The sequence below is a fragment of the Aeromonas sp. Prich7-2 genome, from assembly GCF_017939255.1.
GTDB lineage: Bacteria > Pseudomonadota > Gammaproteobacteria > Enterobacterales > Aeromonadaceae > Aeromonas > Aeromonas caviae.
The window spans coordinates 1-21,221 of sequence record NZ_JAGKRI010000007.1; the positions used below are offsets into that span (position 1 = coordinate 1).

General features: G+C 60.1%; 18 protein-coding genes and 1 pseudogene. 1 reads left to right on the plus strand and 18 read right to left on the minus strand.

Going from position 1 to position 21,221, the window contains the following annotated elements; all coding sequences use genetic code 11:
• Window positions 1-177: 177 nt before the first annotated feature.
• The 18 genes and pseudogenes from J9892_RS01875 to tapM form a co-directional block, all read right to left on the minus strand.
• Window positions 178-975 (minus strand): DUF1338 domain-containing protein, encoded by a 798-nt coding sequence (locus J9892_RS01875; RefSeq protein WP_039039589.1) that lies wholly within the window; start codon window positions 973-975, stop codon window positions 178-180.
• A gap of 69 nt (window positions 976-1,044) precedes the next feature.
• Window positions 1,045-2,514 carry a succinylglutamate-semialdehyde dehydrogenase gene (gene astD, locus J9892_RS01880; protein ID WP_109111870.1) on the minus strand — a complete coding sequence of 490 codons (1,470 nt, stop codon included), beginning with the start codon at window positions 2,512-2,514 and terminating at the stop codon, window positions 1,045-1,047.
• 67 nt (window positions 2,515-2,581) lie between these two features.
• On the minus strand, window positions 2,582-3,601 hold the full coding sequence (gene astA / locus J9892_RS01885; protein WP_039039587.1) for an arginine N-succinyltransferase: 1,020 nt from the start codon (window positions 3,599-3,601) through the stop codon (window positions 2,582-2,584).
• A gap of 75 nt (window positions 3,602-3,676) precedes the next feature.
• The gene (locus tag J9892_RS01890) at window positions 3,677-4,894 is read right to left on the minus strand and encodes an aspartate aminotransferase family protein (protein WP_109111869.1); all 1,218 of its coding nucleotides are present in this window, start codon (window positions 4,892-4,894) and stop codon (window positions 3,677-3,679) included.
• Window positions 4,895-5,172: 278 nt separating this feature from the next.
• On the minus strand, window positions 5,173-5,754 hold the full coding sequence (locus J9892_RS01895) for an aminodeoxychorismate synthase component II (RefSeq protein ID WP_041215622.1): 582 nt from the start codon (window positions 5,752-5,754) through the stop codon (window positions 5,173-5,175).
• A gap of 321 nt (window positions 5,755-6,075) precedes the next feature.
• On the minus strand, window positions 6,076-6,291 hold the full coding sequence (locus tag J9892_RS01900) for a hypothetical protein (protein ID WP_010673831.1): 216 nt from the start codon (window positions 6,289-6,291) through the stop codon (window positions 6,076-6,078).
• Window positions 6,292-6,411: 120 nt separating this feature from the next.
• Entirely contained in the window at window positions 6,412-7,416 is a 1,005-nt protein-coding gene (gene trpS, locus J9892_RS01905; RefSeq protein ID WP_010673830.1) for a tryptophan--tRNA ligase, read from the minus strand.
• A 39-nt stretch (window positions 7,417-7,455) separates the two neighbouring features.
• Window positions 7,456-8,121 carry a phosphoglycolate phosphatase gene (locus J9892_RS01910; protein WP_010673829.1) on the minus strand — a complete coding sequence of 222 codons (666 nt, stop codon included), beginning with the start codon at window positions 8,119-8,121 and terminating at the stop codon, window positions 7,456-7,458.
• On the minus strand, window positions 8,108-8,782 hold the full coding sequence (gene rpe, locus J9892_RS01915; protein WP_041212569.1) for a ribulose-phosphate 3-epimerase: 675 nt from the start codon (window positions 8,780-8,782) through the stop codon (window positions 8,108-8,110). The genes J9892_RS01910 and rpe overlap by 14 nt, the downstream gene beginning before the upstream one ends.
• Window positions 8,783-8,972: 190 nt before the next feature.
• On the minus strand, window positions 8,973-9,845 hold the full coding sequence (locus J9892_RS01920; protein WP_053288713.1) for a Dam family site-specific DNA-(adenine-N6)-methyltransferase: 873 nt from the start codon (window positions 9,843-9,845) through the stop codon (window positions 8,973-8,975).
• A 70-nt stretch (window positions 9,846-9,915) separates the two neighbouring features.
• On the minus strand, window positions 9,916-11,472 hold the full coding sequence (locus tag J9892_RS01925) for an SPOR domain-containing protein (protein ID WP_109111868.1): 1,557 nt from the start codon (window positions 11,470-11,472) through the stop codon (window positions 9,916-9,918).
• On the minus strand, window positions 11,462-12,544 hold the full coding sequence (gene aroB, locus J9892_RS01930; RefSeq protein WP_010673825.1) for a 3-dehydroquinate synthase: 1,083 nt from the start codon (window positions 12,542-12,544) through the stop codon (window positions 11,462-11,464). Before aroB ends, J9892_RS01925 begins: the two co-directional genes overlap by 11 nt.
• Before the next feature lie 17 nt (window positions 12,545-12,561).
• A complete protein-coding gene (gene aroK / locus J9892_RS01935) occupies window positions 12,562-13,080 on the minus strand; it encodes a shikimate kinase AroK (protein WP_010673824.1) in 519 nt (172 codons plus the stop codon).
• A gap of 191 nt (window positions 13,081-13,271) precedes the next feature.
• A pseudogene (locus J9892_RS01940) lies at window positions 13,272-15,496 on the minus strand (type IV pilus secretin PilQ family protein).
• Between the two features lie 16 nt (window positions 15,497-15,512).
• Complete coding sequence (locus J9892_RS01945) at window positions 15,513-16,040, minus strand: pilus assembly protein PilP (protein WP_039039609.1); 528 nt, start codon at window positions 16,038-16,040, stop codon at window positions 15,513-15,515.
• Window positions 16,041-16,042: 2 nt separating this feature from the next.
• Window positions 16,043-16,639: a PilO family type IV pilus biogenesis protein TapO gene (gene tapO / locus J9892_RS01950; RefSeq protein WP_210537943.1), complete on the minus strand. Its 597-nt coding sequence runs from the start codon at window positions 16,637-16,639 to the stop codon at window positions 16,043-16,045.
• Window positions 16,636-17,205, minus strand: a complete 570-nt coding sequence (gene tapN / locus J9892_RS01955; RefSeq protein WP_010673820.1) for a PilN family type IV pilus biogenesis protein TapN — start codon at window positions 17,203-17,205, stop codon at window positions 16,636-16,638. The genes tapO and tapN overlap by 4 nt, the downstream gene beginning before the upstream one ends.
• Complete coding sequence (tapM, locus tag J9892_RS01960) at window positions 17,193-18,254, minus strand: PilM family type IVa pilus assembly protein TapM (RefSeq protein ID WP_029314117.1); 1,062 nt, start codon at window positions 18,252-18,254, stop codon at window positions 17,193-17,195. Before tapM ends, tapN begins: the two co-directional genes overlap by 13 nt.
• Before the next feature lie 298 nt (window positions 18,255-18,552).
• On the opposite strand from tapM, the gene J9892_RS01965 reads away from it, so the two are divergent.
• Window positions 18,553-21,042, plus strand: coding sequence for a PBP1A family penicillin-binding protein (locus tag J9892_RS01965; protein WP_010673818.1), 2,490 nt, complete (start codon window positions 18,553-18,555; stop codon window positions 21,040-21,042).
• The last annotated feature ends 179 nt before the right edge of the window (window positions 21,043-21,221 follow it).

Below are 21,221 nucleotides of genomic sequence, written 5' to 3' on the forward strand. Positions count from 1 at the left end.
GGGACTCAAACTTTCCGGGAGGACAGGCGTGAATGAAGTCGAGAGCTTGGTCGATACGCATAAAAAAATCCGAAACCCAACAAGGAGTTTCGGATTCTTACACAGCCTGAGGATCGGTCAATGGATCCTTAACTGATCGGCATTACCCCAGGCGGGGCGTTGTTTTCATGGCGGCCATTACATGGCGTTGGTGGATTCGAAGATCTTGTCGGCCGACGCTTCGACGAAGCCAGGGTAGAGCACGCCGTCGGCCTGCGGGTAGCGCAGGGCAAACTCGTAGAAGCAGCTCGGGATGGTGCGCACGCCGTCGCTGAAGGGCACCTCGGCCTTGTCTGCCATGGTGGAGGATTGCTCCAGCATCACCTCGGGATCGCCCTTCACCTCGCCGCCAACGGTGTTGAGCACGAAGCCTGCCGCCTTGAGCGCCGCATTCACCTGCTGGATGGTGTCGAAGTCCTTCAGGCGGTTGATGTTGACGGTGAAGTGGTTGGCACGATAACCCCAGGCGGCCATCCAGGCGGCATACTCGCTCTCTGCCAGCAGGGTCTGGTAGTCGGTGTGGGAGACCTGCCAGGGCGCGCCGGCGTAGAGGAAGGCCGGGGTGTCGGTGAGGTGATCGGGTACCTGATCCACCAGCTTGTGGATGATGGCCTGGGCACCTTCGGAGAGCTCTTCCACCTTCAGCTCGCTGATGAACACCTTGGGCGCATCAGGATCTTTATGCTCGAAGTGTTTGGCATAGAGCTTCTTGGCCTTGAATACATACTCGCCCTTCTCTTCATACCCCAGGGCGCGGAAGTGGGCCGCCAGTTTCTCGAGACCGAGCTTGGGCAGGTTGTAGGTCCGAAACGCCACGTGATCGTTGATGATGGGGGCACCGCCGCCCAGCAGTTGATGAACCTTGTGAGCACTGGGGGTGACCTGAATGTAGTTGTCCCACAGATGGCCAAACAGGGTGTCGATATCCTTTTGCATCTCTCTTTCCTTTGATTGCGGGTACAGACAGGGGCACCTGTTCAGTGCCCCTCTTTTATTTTCTTGTTATCAGAAGGTCAGACCGGGAGACAGCTGATCCGGCATAGCAGCCTTGCTGTCTTCGACGGAGGCGACCGGGTAAGCACAGTAGTCGGCGGCATAGTAGGCGCTCGCTCTGTGGTTGCCGGAGGCACCGATGCCGCCGAAGGGGGCGGCACTGGAGGCGCCGGTGATGGGCTTGTTCCAGTTGACGATACCGGCACGGATGCGCTTGAAGAAGTGGTTCCAGTCCGCTTCGTTGTCACCGAGCAGGCCGGCCGAGAGACCGAAACTGGTGGCGTTCGCCTTCTCGATGGCCGCATCGAAGTCGTCGTAGCGAATGAGCTGCAGCAGCGGGCCGAAGTACTCTTCATCCGGCAGCGCGCTGACCGCGGTCACGTCGATGATGCCCGGGGAGACAAAGCCGGTGCCCGCTTCCAGGTGCTTGAGGGCAAGCAGGCTTTCGCCACCGAGGCGCTGCAGGTTGGCTTGCGCCTCGACCATGCCGAGTGCGGCCTTCTCGCTGATCATGGCGCCCATGAACGGCTGCTCGGCGGCGTCATAGAAGCCGACCTTGATCTGGCCGACCACCTCCACCAGGCGCTTGACCAGGGCATCGCCCCGCTCGCCGCGCTCGACAAACAGACGGCGCGAGCAGGTGCAACGCTGGCCGGAGGTAATGAAGGCGGACTGCACGATGGCATGGACGGCGCCGTCGATGTCGCTCACATCTTTCACGATCAGCGGGTTGTTGCCCCCCATCTCCAGTGCCAGGATCTTGCCCGGCTGGCCGGCAAACTGCTGATGCAGGAAGTGGCCGGTACGGGAGGAACCGGTGAAGAAGAGGCCGTCGATGTCCGGGTTGCCGGCCAGCGCCTTGCCGGTGTCGACCTCCCCCTGCACCAAGTTGAGCACCCCCTTGGGCAGCCCCGCCTCCTGCCACACCTTGACCATGGCTTCAGCCACCATGGGGGTCAGCTCGGAAGGCTTGAACACGACCGCATTGCCGGCGATGAGCGCCGGCACAATGTGGCCGTTGGGCAGGTGGCCCGGGAAGTTGTAGGGGCCGAACACGGCCACGACGCCATGGGGCTTGTGGCGCACGAACGCCTTGGCGCCCGGCATGGGGTTTTCCACCGTGCCGGTGCGCTCGTCATGGGCACGGATGGAGATGGCAATCTTGCCCTGCATGGCCGCCACTTCGGTGCGGGTCTCCCACAGGGGCTTGCCGGTTTCACGGGCGATGGTCAGGGCCAGCGCCTCCTTGTGCTCGCCGAGCAGGTCGGCATAGCGGCGCACGATGGCAAGGCGCTCTTCAAGGGCCAGATCGGACCAATGGTAGAAGGCCGTGCGGGCCGCCTTGACGGCCGCATCCACCTGGGACTGGCTTGCCGCCTCACCACGCCAGATCAGCTCGTTTTTGGCCGGGTCGATGGATTCGAACGGCTTGCCTTCACCGGCCAGCCACTGGCCATCGATAAACTGGACTAAAGACATCATCAATTCACTCCCTGTGGGTACGCAGGCCGCCTCGGCAGCCTGTCTCAATGCTGTGCTGCGGGGCGGGTCAATCCAGATCGACGACGCGCACCATGTCGCCATTTTCCACCTTGAGGGCGGCCGCCATCTTGGGCGGAATGATGGCTTCGTGCTTGTCCAGATCGACCCGGATGTTGCCGTAGCAGGCGCGGTATTGCTCGAACCTGGTGTTGCAGATGAGGTAGGTATGGCCACCGATGGGCTCACCCACCAGCACCGCCAGCTTCTGGCTGCGGCGCACGCTGCGAATGTTCTTCACCTCGCATTCGACGGTGGGGCCGGCGTCGAAGATGTCGACATAACCGCGATTCACGAACCCCTCATCCTGCAGCATCTTGAGGGCAGGCCGGGTCTTTTCGTGGGTCTTGCCGATGACGGCGCGCGCCTCGTTGCTCAGCAGATTGACGTAGATGGGGTACTTGGGCATCAGCTCGGCGATGAAGCGCTTCTTGCCGATGCCGGTCAGATAGTCGACGGTGGGAAAATCCATCGAGAAGAAATGTTTTTGCAGCCACTCGTAGAAGGGGCTGTGGCCGTTGCCATCGGAGACACCACGCATCTCGGCAAAGACGGTACTGTCAAACAGCTCGGGGTGTTCGGCCATGAACAGGAAACGGTGCTTGGAGAGCAGACGGCCGTTGAGCCCCTCGCGGGCGCATTCACGCAGAAACAGGGTGCAGAGCTCGGAATTGCCGGTGTAGTCGTTGGAGAGGGTGAGGGTTTCCACGACATTGTAGATGCCGAGCTTGGGGGAGGAGTGCACCACCTTGCCGATGTGATAGTTGTAGAACGCCTGGGACAGGCCGACCGCCGCGTCGATGGCGCAGGTACCGACCATCTCCCCGGTCTCCAGATCCTCGGCCACGAAGAAATAGAGGCACTCGCCCTTGCCGGCGGGCTTGTCCAGGAAGGTCTGGGTCGAGGCATCGATCTTGCGTTGCAGCAGCTCGTCGTTGACCGGCAAGGATGTCATGCCGGTGCCGGATTCGATGGCACAGGTCTTGAGGCCGGCGAAGTCGCGCTGCTCGATAGGACGGATAACCAACATAAATGACAACTCCCTTTCATTGACGACAGGTGGGGTCCCGGCTCCTGCCGGGAGGGCTCCCCACCTCAATTTGGATCAGGCGTTGACCACCTGAGCGACCGCTTTCTCGAACCGGGCCAGCCCTTCCTTGATGTCCGCTTCCGGGATCACCAGGGAGGGAGCAAAACGCACCACGTTGGTACCGGCAACCAGCGCCATCAGACCCTGATCGATGGAGGCCAGCAGGAAGTCGCGGGAGCGGCCCTTGAAGTCATCGTTGAGCACGGCGCCCAGCAGCAGGCCCTTGCCGCGCACTTCGCTGAAGCAGTGGTACTTGGCGTTGATGGCTTCCAGCCCTGCGCGGAACAGCTGCTCGCGCTGCTTGATGCCGCTCAGCACTGCCGGGGTGTTGACCACGTCGATCACCGCCTCGGCCACGGCACACGCCAGCGGGTTGCCGCCGTAGGTGGAGCCGTGAGTGCCCACTTTCAGGTGGGAGGCGATCTCGGTGGTGGTCAGCATGGCCCCGATGGGGAAGCCGCCGCCCAGCGCCTTGGCGCTGGTGAGGATGTCCGGGGTGATGCCCAGACCCATATAGGCAAACAGCTCGCCGGTACGACCGACACCGGATTGCACTTCGTCATAGATCAGCAGGGCATTGTGCTTGTCGCACAACTCGCGCACGCCCTTGGCAAACTCGTCGGTGGGGCTGATGATGCCACCCTCGCCCTGCAGCGGCTCCATCACCACGGCGCAGGTGTTGTCGGAGATGACGGCAGCCAGCTCCTCCAGGTTGTTGTAGGCGACGTGGGTGATGTCGGCAGGCTTGGGACCGAAGCCATCGGAGTAGGTAGCCTGGCCGCCGACGCTGACGGTAAAGAAGGTACGGCCGTGGAAGCCCTGGTGGAAGGCGATGATCTGGGTCTTGTGGGCCCCGAACTTCTCGATGGCGTAGCGGCGGGCCAGCTTGAGGGCCGCTTCGTTCGCTTCGGCACCGGAGTTGCAGAAATAGACCTTCTCGGCGAAGGTGGCGGCGACCAGTTTCTTGGCCAGGCGCAGGGCCGGCTCGTTGGTCATCACGTTGGAGAGGTGCCACAGCTTCTCACCCTGGGATTTCAGGGCCTCGACCAGTTTGGGATGGCAATGGCCCAGGCCATTGACCGCGATCCCGCCCGCGAAATCCACATACTCGCGGCCTTCCTGATCCCAGACACGTGACCCCTCGCCGCGCACCGGGATGATTTTGGCCGGCGCATAGTTGGGAACCATCACTTCATCAAACACTTCACGTGTCACTGCCAACAACTCTGACATATTGCTCTCCTGCTATCTCGCGGCAGAATAATCCACCGCCCAAAAGTTAAATCCGTGTAAACGTGGCGGAATTATCACAGAAAAAAAGTAAAAAGTCTGTAACTTAACCGCCTATAAGGAACAATGTTCGATTGCCTTTGAGATTTTAGGCAACCGCATTGCATAACGGCTCAGGGGGTGTTGGCAAGAGATAATTTGGACAGGGAGGAGGGTGAATAAAGTCTCAGGGAAATTTTTTTTTGCCTCATGACGGTTTTGAGACAGACATCGCAATTTTTTCAGGAAACGGCCAAAAAGTTGGCCAGCAACTGGTGCCCCTGTTCGCTCAAGATGCTTTCCGGATGGAACTGCACTCCCTCCAGCGCCAGTGTTTTATGCCGCAGCCCCATGATCTCGTCCTGGCTGCCGTCGGCATGTTCGCTCCAGGCGGTGACCTCAAAACAGTCGGGCAGCGACGCCGCCTCCACCACCAGAGAATGATAGCGGGTCACCCGCAGCGGGTTGTTGAGCCCCTTGAACACCCCCTCCCCTTTGTGACGGATGAGAGAAGTCTTGCCGTGCATCACCTGACGGGCACGCACCACCCGGGCACCAAAGGCCTGTGCCAGCGACTGATGGCCGAGACAGACGCCGAGGATGGGGATCTCGCCGGCAAAACGGGAGATGGCGGCCAAAGAGATGCCCGCCTCGTTTGGCGTGCAGGGGCCGGGAGAGATCACCAGATGGCGGGGTGCAAGCCGGGCTATCTCCTCCAGGCTCAGCTCATCGTTGCGCCTGACCACCACCTCTTGCCCCAGAGCGCCGAAGTATTGCACCAGGTTCCAGGTAAAGGAGTCGTAGTTGTCGATGAGTAGCAGCATGCAAACACCCTGGGAATAAGACAGAGACGGTGATCGGACAACCCGTTGCGAGCGCGGGCAGACAAACGCCGCGCATTCTGGCATGTCTCTTTGCGTTAATAAACCGGCGATCACCTCACCTGCTGTGCAGTCTGTCCGCTCTTCAATGGCGATCCAGGCCTGTCGACCCCACCCGGCGGTGGGCCTGTCCCCGACCGGGCAGCATCAACCACTCCATGTCAGGATGGCAAGGTAAAAGAGACGGGAGGCGACCGGGAAAAGGGCACAGGACGTGACAGGCAGATGGGAAGGAGTCACCTTGGCAAGGGCTGGCAACGGACCTCAGCGGTCCAGATAACGGCCCTGTTCCAGTTCCCGTTCCCGCTGGCACTCGGCCAGATAGATGGCAGCCGCGATGGCCGGGGTCTTGTGGTGCTTGTCGATGGCGTTGGAGACCATCAACTGCAAGGTATTGAGGCTCTTGGCCTTGCGAAACTTGCGCAGCCAGTGACCCTTGTCACCCAACTCTTCACTCAGGGTTTGTGATTCGACAGACATGCTTTCTCTTGGGGCAAAGCCCGTGTTTGACATTGGGGGAGGTTGCGACAAACCGGAAGGTGTAAAACAAAGAAAGCCAGGCATCCACCCAGCTCTCTTCTACTACACCTTCCCAGTATGTCAGGCTCGAGGAACGAAGCCGACGACATCATATACGCTGATCAGGGTTTTTTCAGCCCTTTCACGCGCCTTTTGTGCGCCAGCCGCCAAAATGGCCTGCAGATGGGCCTCATCCTGACGCAGCTCGCGGAAGCGCGCCTGGATGGGTTCCAGCAAGGCGACCACGGCATCGGCCGTTTCACTCTTGAGGTGGCCGTACATCTTGCCTTCGAAGTGTTGCTCCAGCTCCGGGATGGAGCGGCCGGTCACACCGGACATCAGGGTCAGCAGATTGGAGACCCCCGGCTTGTTTTCGGGATCGAAACGCACCACGGCCGGCTCGTCGGAGTCGGTCATCGCCCGCTTGATCTTCTTGACGATCTGCTTGGGATCTTCCAGCAAGCCGATGAAGTTGGCCTCGTTGTCGTCGGACTTGGACATCTTCTTGGTCGGGTCCTGCAGGCTCATCACCCGGGCCCCTTCGGTCGGAATGAAGGGTTCCGGCAGGGTGAAGACTTCGCCATAGAGGTTGTTGAAGCGGGTGCAGATGTCGCGGGTCAGCTCCAGATGCTGCTTCTGGTCATTGCCAACCGGCACCTGATTGGCCTGATAAAGCAGAATGTCGGCCGCCATCAGCACCGGATAACCGAACAGGCCGACGTTGACGTTGTTCTCGAAACGAGCGGACTTGTCCTTGAACTGGGTCATGCGCGACAGCTCGCCCATCTGGGTGTAGCAGTTCAGGATCCAGCCGAGCTCGGCGTGCTGGGGCACGTGGGACTGGATAAAGACGGTGCTCTTGGCCGGGTCGATGCCCACCGCCAGATAGAGGGCGGCTGCGTCGAGGCACGCCTTGCGCAAGGCGGCCGGATCCTGGCGAGTGGTGATGGCGTGCAGATCGACGATGCAATAGAGGCAGTCGAAATCATCCTGCATGCTGACCCACTGACGCAGGGCCCCCATGTAGTTGCCGATGGTCAGCTGGCCCGAGGGTTGGGCACCGCTCAATACGATTGGTTTAGTCATCAGAGTAGTAATCCTTGTTATCCGCCAGCCCGGTCTGGATCAGACCAGCAGGGCGTCGAGTTCGGCAAACTGCTCGCAAACCCAGTCGGGGCGCGAGTCTGCGATAGGGCGGCCATAGTTGTAGCCATAGGTGAGCCCCACCACCTTCATGCCGGCGGCCTGGGCGGCCAGTACGTCATTTTCGGAATCCCCCACCATCAGGGTGCGGGACGGGCTGACACCCAGCTCGTGGCAGGCGTGCAACAGCGGCTCCGGGCTTGGCTTCTTGACGGGTACGCAGTTGCCCCCGAGCCAGAGTGCGAAACAGTCGCTGATGCCGAGGGCCTCCAGAATGGGCTGCACGAAGTGACTCGGTTTGTTGGTCACCACGGCCTGCTGGTAACCCAGCCCCTGCAGACGGCGCAGGCTCCGGGCCACTCCGTCATACATGGCCAGGCCTTCCAGCAGACAGGCCTGATAGTGACGGTCGAACAGGGGGCGGGCCTTGGCAAACTGCTCCGGGGCGTCGCGGTAATCGAGAGCCCGCTGGATCAGCTTGTCGGCGCCGTTGCCGACCCAGGTACGCACCACGGACTCGTCGGCCTCGGCCAACCCCAGCTCCGCCAGGGTACGGTTGACCGCCAGCGCCAGTTGCGGGGCGCTGTCAATCAGGGTGCCATCCAGATCGAACAGCACCAGGTCAAAGGGGCGATCAGCGACGGACATGGGCAAGCTCCGCGCGCATCTGGTCGATCACCGCCTTGTAATCCGGCTTGCCGAAGATGGCAGAGCCCGCCACGAACATGTCGGCACCCGCCTCGGCAATCTCGCGAATGTTGTCGACCTTGACGCCGCCATCGATTTCCAGGCGAATGTCGCGGCCGCTCTCGTCGATCAGGCGGCGCACCTGGCGCAGCTTGTCGAGGGTGCCGGGGATGAAGCTCTGACCGCCAAAGCCCGGGTTGACCGACATCAGCAGGATCACGTCCAGCTTGTCCATCACGTACTCCAGGCAGCTGAGCGGGGTCGCGGGGTTCAGCACCAGACCGGCCTGGCAACCCTGCTCCTTGATGAGGCCCAGGGTGCGATCCACGTGATCGGAGGCTTCCGGGTGGAAGGTGATCAGGCTGGCACCGGCCTTGGCAAAATCAGGCACGATGCGATCCACCGGCTTGACCATCAGGTGCACGTCGATGAGCGCTTCGATGCCGTAATCGCGCAGCGCCTGACAGACCATGGGGCCGATGGTCAGGTTGGGGACATAATGGTTGTCCATCACATCGAAATGGACCACGTCGGCCCCGGCGGCCAGCACCTTGGCCACATCCTCACCCAGACGGGCAAAGTCGGCGGAGAGGATAGAGGGGGCAATCAGAAAGTCTTTCATCAGCGTCATCCATTGGCAGCGTGGCAGAAAAAACGGCGCAATTTTATCGCAAAAGGGCGATGAAAACGACCCGCATCTACAGAACACGCCGCTCCAGCACCATCGCCGGCAAACGATGCCAGGCGCGGCTCACGGAATGCCAGAGGCAGCATCAGAAATGACAACGGCCCCCTCAGGGACCGTTGTTCACTCAGCCGACGGCAACCAGCTCCGCCTCACCGGGATAATAGCCCTGTTCGGGCTCGATGCCGGGCGGATAGAGCGCCAGCAGCTCAGCCACCTTGTTGCGACTACCGCCGTTGCGGCTGATGGTACGCTTGACCAGGATTTCGTCGAGCCGGGCGCCACGATAGAGCTCGCGGGTCAACTCGATGTCATGGTTGCTGATGAGCACGGGCACCCCTTTATGGGCGGCGGTGTGGCGAGCCAGCCTGGCCAGCAGCGCCTGATCGTCCAGGGTGAAACCGCCCGCCGAATAGGTGGTGAAACTCGCCGTGGTGGAGAGGGGGGCATAGGGCGGATCGCAGTAGATCACCCAGTCTTCCTCTGCACGGGCCATGGCGTCGGCATAGCTTTCGCAGATGAACGTCGCCTTCTGCGCCTTCTCGGCAAAGGCCCACAGCTCTTTCTCCGGGAAGTAGGGTTTCTTGTAGGAACCGAAGGGAACGTTGAACCCCCCCTTCTTGTTGTAACGGCACAAGCCGTTGAAACCATGGCGATTCAAAAACAGGAACAACTGAGCCCGTTCAAAACCGGCCGCGGTCTGGTTGAACTGGGTACGGAGCCGATAATAGGCGGTCTTGTGGTTGTGCTCGGCCACGAACAGCTTGCGGGCCTCGCTGATGAAGCTGTCCGGCTGCTGCTTGAGGTGGTTGTAGAGGCCAATGAGATCCGGATTGATGTCGTTGAGCACATAGGCGTCGTAATCCGTGTTGAGAAACACGGATCCCGCCCCGACGAAGGGCTCCAGCAACACACGCCCGGCCGGCAAACGCTCGGCGATCTCTTCGACCAGGGAGTATTTTCCCCCGGCCCATTTTAAAAACGCGCGTGTTTTTTTCATGGAAGTCCGGTGTTGACAAGGCTATGCCCAAAAAAGGGGGGTGATTCTACCCCCTTCTTCGGGTGGCTGGCTATTGCTTCAATTCTTTTTGTATCTGGGCGAATGACTTGGGCCAGGGTTGTCCCTTGAGCAAGGCAGGTGACAGCTTGCGAATGGCCGCCTTGGCCTGGGCACTGCTGGCGTAGTCTCCCTGCACCACTACATACCAGGGACTGCCACGGAAACGGGTCTTGTAGACCCACACCTTGCCCGCCAAGCCATGCTCGGCCACAAAGCTGTCTACCGCCTTGGTGTTGCTCGCCCCCATCAACTGGATGCTGTAGTGATTCTTCGGCTTCTTGTTGAGAGTCGCCACCGGCGTCAACGCCACCTTGGCCGCTGGGGCCGCGACCGGCGCTGTCTGCGCGCCACTGGCCGGTTGAGCCTCTGTCCGGGCCGGGACACTGCTCGGGGCCGGATTCTTGACCTGGGCCGTCGTTCCGGTCGGGACCGCACGGGAACCGCTCCCCACCAGCTCATCCACCACGGCCGTGGGCAAGGCGCCGCTGACGTTCGGCTGGTTCATCAATTTCTCGACCACTTCGTCGGAGATGACGACCCGGCGCCCCTCATAGTTGGTTGACTCCGTGGTGACCGTCTCGCTTTCGACCTTCTTGGGCAAGGGCTTGGCATCGGACTGCCAATCGCGGGCAACCTGATTCCCTGACGGGATGGCAGCGGCGCCACTGTTCGCCTGAGTACCCAAAGCCCCGCTCGCCGCACCGACGTTCACAGGATCGCTTGAGACGGGATCGGGCAACGCCGTCCCCTGGGACGGTGCCTGGGCGGGGTCCTGGCCTGCACTGTCGAACAGGGGCAGATAGCTCAGGGCCAGCAACCCGCCCGCCAACAGGGCAAGCACGATCGCTATCTTCTTGACGGGCAACTCGGCCTGACGTTTCTTGGGCCTTCTGTCGGTCATGGTATCCTCCAGTAACTGCATGATGGCTGACGGATGTCCGCCCGCCCCATTCAGGATCTCTTCCACTTTCGGCTTGGGCAAGAGGGCTGTCGGGATCTTGAGCTCTTTGGCCTTCTCATACAAGAAGATACGTTGCTCAGGAGCGCTCAGTGGCGCGACTTCCAGCTCGAGGGCTGGCATGGCTCGTCCCTTGAGGAGCGCCTTCTGGTTGCGACACCAGGCGTCATCACCCGAGAGCAGGATGGCCAGTTTATGAGGAGATGCCAGGGTATCGTTGTGACGACAGAGCGCCCACAACTCCCCCACCAGCTCGGCAGGCAAGGTATCGGCACGTTCGATGATGAGCAGCAGTCTGGCAGGCTTGTCACCCACCATGCGAAAGAAGCTGTCCGCCAGGGCATCCTGCGCGTTGAACAGGGGACGTGCCACCACCTGCTGCAACAGCAACTGGCGCACATCCGCCATCTTCATGGACGGGCTGCCGATGAGGCTGGCCACCCGCACCGCATCGGGCAGTTGGGCAAGCAGCGACTCGCACAGTGTGCCACGGCCACTGCCTGGCTTGCCGGAGAGAAAAACAAAAGGGTGGTTGAACTCGATCAGGTGCAGCAGCCGGTCAACCAACTGCCGCTGAGAAGGCAGCTTGAGCAATTTATTAGTGGTCACGACCAGACTCGATCACCGCCATCAATTGCTCGTCTGTCACATCGGCCACGACCTGGGCCTGTCCGATCCCGATCGGCAGCACCAGCCTCAGCTTGCCTTCCAGCACCTTCTTGTCACGGCGCATATGGCGAATGAAGGCGGCAAAATCCATATCGGACGGTGCCTTGACCGGCAAATCGGCGGCCAACAGCAGATCGCGGACTCGTGCCACCTCTTGCACCGTCATGTCGCCACGGGCCAGGGCCGTCTCGGCCGCCAGCATGGTTCCCGCCGCCACGGCTTCACCGTGCAGCCAGTTGCCATAACCCTTCTCCGCCTCGATGGCATGGCCGAAGGTATGTCCCAGGTTCAGCAAGGCGCGCACGCCGTGCTCGGTCTCGTCCTGACCGACCACATCGGCCTTGATCTCGCAGCAGCGGCGAATGGCATAGGAGAGTGCATCACCGTCGAGGCGCTGCAGGCGAGTCATGTTGGTTTCAAGCCAGGAGAAGAAGGCGGCATCCCAGATGATGCCGTATTTGATCACCTCGGCCATGCCGGCGGCAAATTCCCGGGCAGGCAGGGTCTTGAGGCAGTCGGTATCGATGATCACATGCTTGGGCTGATAGAAGGCACCCACCATGTTCTTGCCGAGAGGATGGTTGACGGCGGTCTTGCCGCCGACGGAAGAGTCAACCTGGGAGAGCAGCGTGGTAGGCACCTGAATAAACGGAATGCCTCGTTGGTAGCTTGCCGCAGCAAAGCCGACAACATCACCTATCACACCGCCCCCCAGAGCGATCAGAGTGGTATCACGACCATGGCTGGTTTCCAGCAGAGCAGACATGATCCGCTCGAAGGTCGCCAGGGTTTTGTAGGCCTCGCCATCGGGCAGGATCAGGTGTTCCACCTGAAAACCGGACAGCAACTGAATGATCTGTTCAAGATACAGGGGCGCGACCACGGTATTGGTCACTATCATGACCCGCTTGCCCTTGATCGTCTGCGCCAGTACCTCGGGGCGTTGCAGCAGACCGGCAGCTATCTCTATCGGGTAGCTGCGTTCACCCAGTTCGACCTTCAACCTTTCCATGGACGTCCTCTAATGAATTACATACCAATCAACTTGACGATTTGATTAGCGACAACTTTGGCACTCTGGTCATCCGTCTGGATGACAAAATCGGCAACCTCTTCGTACAGGGCGTTGCGCTCTTGCGCAAGACGCTCAAGCACTTCACGGGGCGGCTCTTCGGTTTGCAGCAAGGGACGACGCTTGTCTCTCTGGGTTCGCGCCAATTGCTTTTCAATGGTGGTTTCGAGGTAGACCACGATGCCGCGTGCGGAGAGTTTGTTGCGGGTTTCACGGCTCTTGATGGCACCGCCACCCGTTGCCAGCACGATACCCTGCTGTTCGGCGAGCTCACCGATCACCTTCTCTTCGCGGATCCGGAAGCCTTCTTCGCCTTCAACATCGAACACCCAACCGATATCGGCACCACTGCGGCGCTCAATCTCATGATCTGAGTCGAAAAACTCCATGTGCAGTTGTTCTGCCAGATGTCTACCTATGGTGCTCTTGCCCGCACCCATGGGACCTATCAGGAAAATATTGCGTTTCTCAGCCATGTCTTTTCGTTAGTAATTACAAACTGTATGGCCCCGGTAAACACTCGACCGGGGTACCTATGAACCTTATCTTGCGTTGGATCAGGAGGGGGATTATCTCAGTAGAAACCAGGACTGGCAACCGCAGCCCTTACGCCCCAGCCTCATCGGGGCGTAAGGTTATATGTGTTTTACTCTCACAAGTAAAGTTTTCAGAGGGCGTCGGTCACTATCCTCGGGGTCACGAAGATCAGCAGTTCACGCTTCTTGTTTTCACTGGTGGTTTTCTTGAACAGATAGCCCAACCCGGGGATATCCCCCAGCAGCGGCACCTTGCTGACATCGCTCTTGATGGTCTGTTGATAGATGCCGCCAAGCACCAGAGTTTCACCGTTGTTGACCAACACCTGGGTGGTGATGGACTGGGCGTTGATGGACACCGCATCCCCGGTCCCGGTCGGCACGGTTTCACCCTTGGTATCCTGAGTCACGGTCAAGTCCAGGATCACCCTGTTGTCCGGGGTGATCTGCGGTGTGACCTTGAGGCTCAGCACCGCCTTCTTGAAGGTGACCGAGGTCGCCCCGCTCGAAGAGGACTCCACATAGGGGATCTCGGTCCCCTGCTCGATCAGGGCCGGCTTCTGGTTGGCCGTGGTGACACGCGGACTGGCGATGATCAAGCCTTGCTCTCCTTTTCCAGAGCCGAGAGCTCAAGATCCAGCAGGGTGCCATTGGCAAGACGGGCAACCTGGAATGCCAGGGTGCCGGCCGCGTTGGTCACCGGCAGGTTGACGTTGAGTCTGTCTTCTACGTTGGGGCGAGTGATGGTGGAACTGCCATCATTGTTTCCGGCGCCATCATTACCCTCTATGGTGCCCGAGGTGCCGTTGCCATGACCGTCTGTCTTGGTCACACCCCAGCGCACCCCCAGTGCCTCATCGAAACCATCATCAATGGTCACCATGCGCGCCTCGATCACCACCTGCTTCACCGGGATATCGAGGATATCCAGCATCCGCTTGACGTTGCTGATGACATCCGCCGTGTCCTTGACCACCAGCACGTTGGTACGTTCATCCACGCTGACCGCCCCTCTGGGGGAGAGCAGCTTGGTGCTCTCGGAGGAGAGCAGGGCCGCCACTTCCGATGCCTTGGCATAGTTGATCTGCAGATACTCGGTGTAGAGGGGAGCGAGATCCGCTACCTGGTTGCGGCTCTCCATCTGCTGTTTCTCGCGAGCGGCAATCTCGTCCGCCGGTGCCACCAGCAGGATGTTGTTGTCCAGCCGTTTGTCCAACCCTCTGACCTTGAGGATGATGTCCAGCGCCTGCTCCCAGGGCACGCCATCGAGACGCAGCGTGATGTTGCCGGAAACCGAGTCCGTGGTCACCAGGTTCAGATTGTTGAAATCGGCGATGATCTGCAACACGGTACGAACAGGAATGTCCTGGAAGTTCAATGAGATGGGTTTGCCTTGATACTGCTTCGCCGCCGTGGTGGCCACCCGTTTTTTCACCTCGATGATGAACATCTTGTCGGCCTGATCGTAACGGTAGTCAAACTGGCCGTTCACCGAGAGCTCGAACAGGGTGTCATTGCCCTGACGGAACACCTCCACCTGGGAGACCGGGGTAGCAAAGTCCTGCACATTGATGAGGTTGAGCTGATCATCAGGTACCCGGGTACCGTGGAACTTGGCCAGCACTTTCTGACCACGGCTGCTGACATCCACCGCCGCCGAACTGTTGTCCAGCGTCACGAGGAACTCCCCATGCCCCTCCTTGCCACGGCGAAAATCCACGCCCTTGACCGAGTTGAAGTAGGCGCCCCCCATGTTTGCCTGAGACACGGACAACACCGGCTTGCCGGGGGCAACGGGCGAAGGAGCCACAGTAGGCGTAGAAGCCATAGCCGGCTGAGCCTGATACTGGGACTGGTTCTGGGCAACTCGCTGGGTGTCAATCAATGCAGACTGAGTCACCGGCTGGCTTCTGACGAGCGCAGACTGGCTGGCTGCAACAGGCGCCGCCGAGGAAGCGACCGGCTGCCCTGCCTTGTCTCCCAGCGCCACCAGCAATTTATTGCCCTGCTGATGGACCTGATAGGGGGTGAGCTGATCGAGGGCGATCTTGATGTCGAGCCCCTGCCCCTTCCCCTCCACCAGGAGGTTGTTCACCCCTTGCTGCTTGATGGGCAGGGGATTGACCGTCAGGGCACCGATGGCCCCGGGTACGTGCAGCAGAAGCTGATTGGGTTCATAGGTCAACCTGTCCGTAAAACCGCTGACCGGTTCGCTGAAGCTGAGCTCCAGCAGGAGTTGATCGGCCAGCAGGGGATTCACCTTGACCTCCTGCAACGCGGGTACTGCCCACACCTGAGTGCATCCGCCCAGCCACAGCAGCGCCACACCGGTCATCCTTCTTATTGTTGTTCTCATCTCTGCTCATCCCTGATCATAGTTTTGCGTCGAGATTGGCCATGGCCAGCTGGGTTTCTCGGGTGACCCAGCATCCTTTGCCATCCGGTACCGTCTCCATCAAGTCAACATGCGTGTTCGTTATCTTGATGACCCTGCCCTGATCCAGCCCCATGTGCTGATTGAGCCCGACGCGCACGGCTTGCCCGTCCGGGGTTTTGATCAATGCCCACAACTGCCCCTGCTTGCCGATGGAGCCTTTCATGCTCAGGCTGGCAAGCGAGTAGCGTTCCAGCACCTCCTTTTCCCGATTGGCCACTATCTGGGCACAGTCCGGCTTGGCCTTGGCGTCCAGCCTGGAACTGGTTTCCGGCTGGGGTGCAATGAACGGACTGCGCTGATCGCTGCGTTGATAGACCATGGGCGAGAAGGGCTTTATCTCCGGCAAAGGTTCGATCGGTACCGGCTTTCTGGCCTTGGTCTGTTTGACATACTCATCCATGTCCTCCTGTCCCCCACAGGCCGTCAACAGCAGCGCCGACAAGAGAAGTACGCCCGCTCTCATGCTCATGGCTTTTTCTCCACGGTTTTGCCGTTGTACTTGTAGGTCTTGGCCTGCATGGACATACCCATCAGCTCACCCCCCTTCCCCTGGCTGAGCTGGAAAGAATCCAGGATCACGATGCGGGGCAGGGCAGCCATGTCCGCCGTGAACTTGCCAAGTTCGTGATAGGTGCCCACGACCTCGATGCGCATGGGCAGCTCGGTGGAGAACTCGTGTTTCACCTCTGGCTCCCAGTTGATCCTGTTCAATGTCAAACCGTTGTCGGTGGCAATGAAGCTGATGTCATCCAGCAAACCGGCGACTTCGTGGGTGTTGGGCAGCTGCTTGAGCTGGGTGTCGACCAGATGTTCCAGCTGGACCATCTGCTTTCTGTATGCTTCCAGGTTCGCGGCCAGCATGGCCTTGCTCTCGAATTGTCCCTTGAGCTCAGTCTCTTTTGCGGCTTCACGACCCAGGGCCGCCAGGGAATTGGCAATCACGTAGTAATAGAGTGCCCCACCAAGCAGAGCACAGCAGAAGAAGACAAAGATGCCCTTGGCGATCGGCGGCCAGCGGGCAATGTCATTGAGATCCAGGTCGTTGAGTTGTTGCAGGTTCATTTTTGCCCCTTAGCCGCGTTGGGTAGCGCCGTGGCAATCTGGAACATCATGGAGAACTGGCTCAGGGCGATGGGAGCCACCTCGGCCGTGAAAATGGTGCTGAGCTGCGATTGTGTCAGCCAGCCGGAACCGTCGATTCGGCGCATCATGCTGGCAACCCTGCCATAGGCTTCGGTCTTTCCCTTCACATCTATCTTGTTGTTTTGCAGAGCAAGGCTATCAAGATACACCCCATTGGGGACCAGCACCGGCAGCTGATTGAACAGACGCACAGGGATGTTGCGGCGCATCTGCAACTGCTCGATGAGTTGCATGCGGTCAATCAACTCCTTACGCCGTTCCTTGAGAAGCCTGATCTCCCCAAGCTGGGTGTCCAGGGTTGCCATCTCCTGCTGCAACCGCTGATTGCGCTGCTGCTGGTAACCGATCTGCTGCTGCACCAGCCAGTCTGCAGCAAAGGCGATGGCTGCCGTCCCCGCCAGGAACAGACCGAACAGGATACCGAATTGTTTCTTCTGACGCTGCGCCCGAGCCTGCCGCCAAGGCAGAAGGTTTATATTTGACATGGTGTGAAGCTCCTCAGTGCCAGCCCGAGCGCCGTCATGTACTTGGCTCCATGAGTCAGCCCCCCCTCTCCCTGCGGCTTGCCAAAGAGTGCAAAGGGATCGGGATGCAGCACCTCGCAGTTGAGCTCGCTGCCGATTTGTCCGGCCAGCCCCGGCAGCAGGCTCCCCCCTCCGGTCAGCACCAGCCTGGAGAGCTCCTTGTTCCCCGAGGAGCTGCAAAACAGCTGCACGTTGCGCCGTATCTGCAACACCAGAGTGCTGAGGTGAGGCAACAGGACATCCACCTCATGATCCGCAGGCAAGGAGCCCTGGAGCTTGGCCAGTTCCGCTTCTTCCATACTCATGCTGTAAAAAGAGGCCAATGCCTGGCTGTATTGATCACCACCAAAATTCTGCAACCGGGAATAGATGATCTGGCCCCGTAGCAGGGCGGCGAAAGTCAGGGCGCTGGCACCGATGTCGACGATGCCAACCGGTTTCTCCGAGGTTTGCAGGTCGGGCAGGCAGGCCAGCACGGCGCGTCCGAGCGCATGGGCCCCCACATCCACCACCATGGTCGTCATGCCTGCCTCCGTCAGGGCACTGACCCGGCCACTGACGCTTTCGGTCCGCGCGGCACTGAGCAGGACCTCCTGACGCCCGTTGTCGCCCGCCATGCCGAGGATTTCAAAATCCAGGCTCACTTCATCAAGGGGAAAGGGGATGAGCTGCTCAGCCTCCAGGTGAACCTGGTTCTCCAGCTCGCTCTCGTTGATGTTGGTATCGACCTGAATGATCTTGGTGATGACGTTGGAACCGGTCACGGCCGTGGCCACGTTCTGGCAATCCCCTTGCACGAGCCGCTTGAGCGACTTGAGGGACTGACTGACCCGTTCAATGTCCTGAAGTTGATAGTCGACCAGCGTCCCCCTTGGCATGGGGATCTCGGCAACCGAACCGAGGTGCACCTTGCCGGGACGTCCGCTGATGGTGACGGCCTTGATGGTTTGACTGCCAAAATCAATGCCCGCCAAGGAGACGAGGGATCCCTTACTTAATAGCCCAAACATATACACATCCATGCGTTATTGGGTTTTCGGACTTATTGTAGGACAGCGCGTCATGATGTGACGGCTTAACTCAATATAATGCTCTATCTATCAATGTCATAAAGTTTGTGTCAAAAGTTGACGCCCCTCTCCTTTCGGCCTTGATTGCGGCCCCCTTGGTAATTGTGCCCTGGAGTGCTACCCTCCCGCCTCTTCTCGGGGTCGCCTGTTTGCGGAGAGGAAAACCTCGAATCCGCGAGGGTAAAAAGGCTATACTCTGCGCCCGTTGGCTAATTTTAAGACGATTGGTAGTTCTTCCATGCTGAAATGGCTCGTTCGCCTGTTTATTGTCATGATGCTGGGTGCTGTGCTGGGCGTTGCCAGCCTCATCGGCATCTACTTCTACATCAAGCCCCAGTTGCCGGACGTCAGCGCTCTGCGCGATGTCAAACTGGCTACCCCCATGAAGGTCTACAGCCGGGACGGGGAATTGATCTCCCAGTTTGGCGAAATTCGTCGCATCCCTCTGCGGCTGGACGAAATTCCCCAGTCCATGATCGATGCCGTACTCGCCACCGAAGATGCCCGCTTCTATGAGCACCCGGGCATAGATCCCATCGGCATCATCCGTGCCGCCACCGTCTGGGCCGTCTCCGGCCAGGCGCGCCAGGGCGCCAGTACCATTACCCAGCAGGTGGCTCGCAACTTCTTCCTGAGCAACGAGAAGACTCTTGTACGCAAGATCAAGGAAGTGTTCCTCGCCTGGCGCATCGAGCAGAACCTCTCCAAGGACGAGATCCTCACCCTCTATCTCAACAAGATCCCCCTCGGCTACCGGGCATTCGGGGTCGGCGCGGCCGCCCAGGTCTACTTCGGCAAGGAGGTCAAAGATCTGACCCTGGACGAGATCGCCATCATCGCGGGTCTCCCCAAGGCCCCCTCCATGCTGAACCCGATCCGTTCCCCGGAGCGCGCCTTCGCCCGCCGCAACGTGGTACTGGGTCGCATGCTGGAAACCGGCAAGATCACCCAGGCCCAGTATGACGAAGCCTCCAAGATGCCGGTCAAGGCCCGTTTTCACGGTGCCGAAACTACGCTGAACGCCCCCTATCTGAGCGAGATGGTACGCCAGAAGATGGTGGAGCAGTTTGGTGAAGATGCCTACACCATGGGGCTGCACGTCTACACCACCGTCACCGCCAAGCGTCAGCGCGCCGCCCATCAGGCGCTGCTGGACGGTGTCTTCGACTACGACACCCGCCACGGCTACCGTGGCCCGACCGCCTTGCTGTGGAAAGCCGGTGAAACGGCCTGGGACTACGAGCAGATCATGGCCCATCTGGCCAAGCAGCCGACCTATCAGCCCCTGATGGCCGCCGTGGTCACCCAGCTCGGCGACAAGAGCGCCACCCTGGTGCTCAAGAATGGCAAACAGGCCGAACTGGGCTGGAATGGCATCAAGTGGGCGCGTGCCTTCATCACCGACGATCGCCAGGGCTTTGCCCCGAAATCGGCGCGGGATGTACTGAAAGTCGGCGCCCAGATCTGGGTCAGGGAGAAGGGGGAAGAGTTGCTGCTCTCCCAGATCCCCGACGTCAACGCCGCCCTGGTGGCCATGAACCCGCAAGACGGCGCCATCGAGGCCCTGGTCGGCGGCTTCAGCTTCGAGCTCTCCAAGTTCAACCGGGTCGATCAGGCCCGTCGTCAGGTCGGCTCCAACATCAAGCCTTTCCTCTATGCCACCGCGCTGGAGCAGGGCTATACCCTGGCGTCCCTCATCAACGATGCACCGATCAACCAGTGGGATCCTGCCAAGGGCCCCATGTGGCAGCCCAAGAACTCGCCCGCCATCTATGAAGGGCCGACCACATTGCGCCTCGGCCTTGCCAAGTCCAAGAACGTGATGTCGGTCCGCCTGATGCGCGCCATCGGGCTGGATACCTATATCGACGGCCTGACCCGCTTCGGCTTCGCCCGTGATCACATTTCCGCCAACGAATCCCTGGCGCTGGGTGCGGCGGAGTTCACCCCGCTGGAAGTGGTGCGCGGCTACTCGGTGCTGGCCAATGGCGGCTTCCAGGTCACCCCCTACTTCATTACCGAAGTGACTGACAGCTTCGGCACCCCCCTGTTCGAGGCCAACCCGGCCGCCGCCTGCCGCGACTGCGGCGTGCTGGCCGCCGCCGGTCTCGACAGCGCGGATGCCTATGCCAATACCACGGCAGACTGGAAGGCCCAGTGCCCCATCGATCCTGTCGTGCCCAACAACATGGCACCGCAGACCATCAGCGCCCAGAGCGCCTTCCTCATCACCGACACCCTGACCACCGCCATCTGGGGTGGCAATGGCTGGCGTGGTACCGGCTGGCGGGCAGCCCGTGACCTCAAGCGTCACGACATCTCGGGCAAGACGGGGACCACCAACGAATCCCGGGATGCCTGGTTCTCCGGCTATACCCCGAATCTGGTGGCCACCTCCTGGATCGGTTTTGACAACCACCAGCGCGGTCTGGGCCGGGCCGAGTTTGGCGGTGGTGCCGCCCAGCCCATCTGGATTGACTTCATGAAGACGGCTCTGCAACAGGTGCCCGAGCGCAAGATGCCGGTCCCCGAAGGGATCATGCAGGTCCGCATCGATCGTGAAACCGGTCTGCTGACCAATCGCGCCGATGGCAGTACTACGGAGGAGTTCTTCAAGGAGGGCACAGAGCCCACCCGCTACGCGAGCCAGATCTCCGATGGCAACCAGGTGTATGGCGGTGACGATGCGACCACAGACGGTCCCGTCTCCACCGACGACATCTTCTAGGTCCCCCTGGAAACAACAAAAACCGGCGCCCAGGCGCTAATGCCAGTCAGTTAAGCCTGACTGGCATTGTTTTTACTAGGTTTTCTCGTCGCATACTTCTGTGGTTTGGCTTTGATGCACCTTGGGTAACTTCGTTCTCGGCGGGCGGGTAACTTGAACTGCTCTGCCTGTTTGTCCAA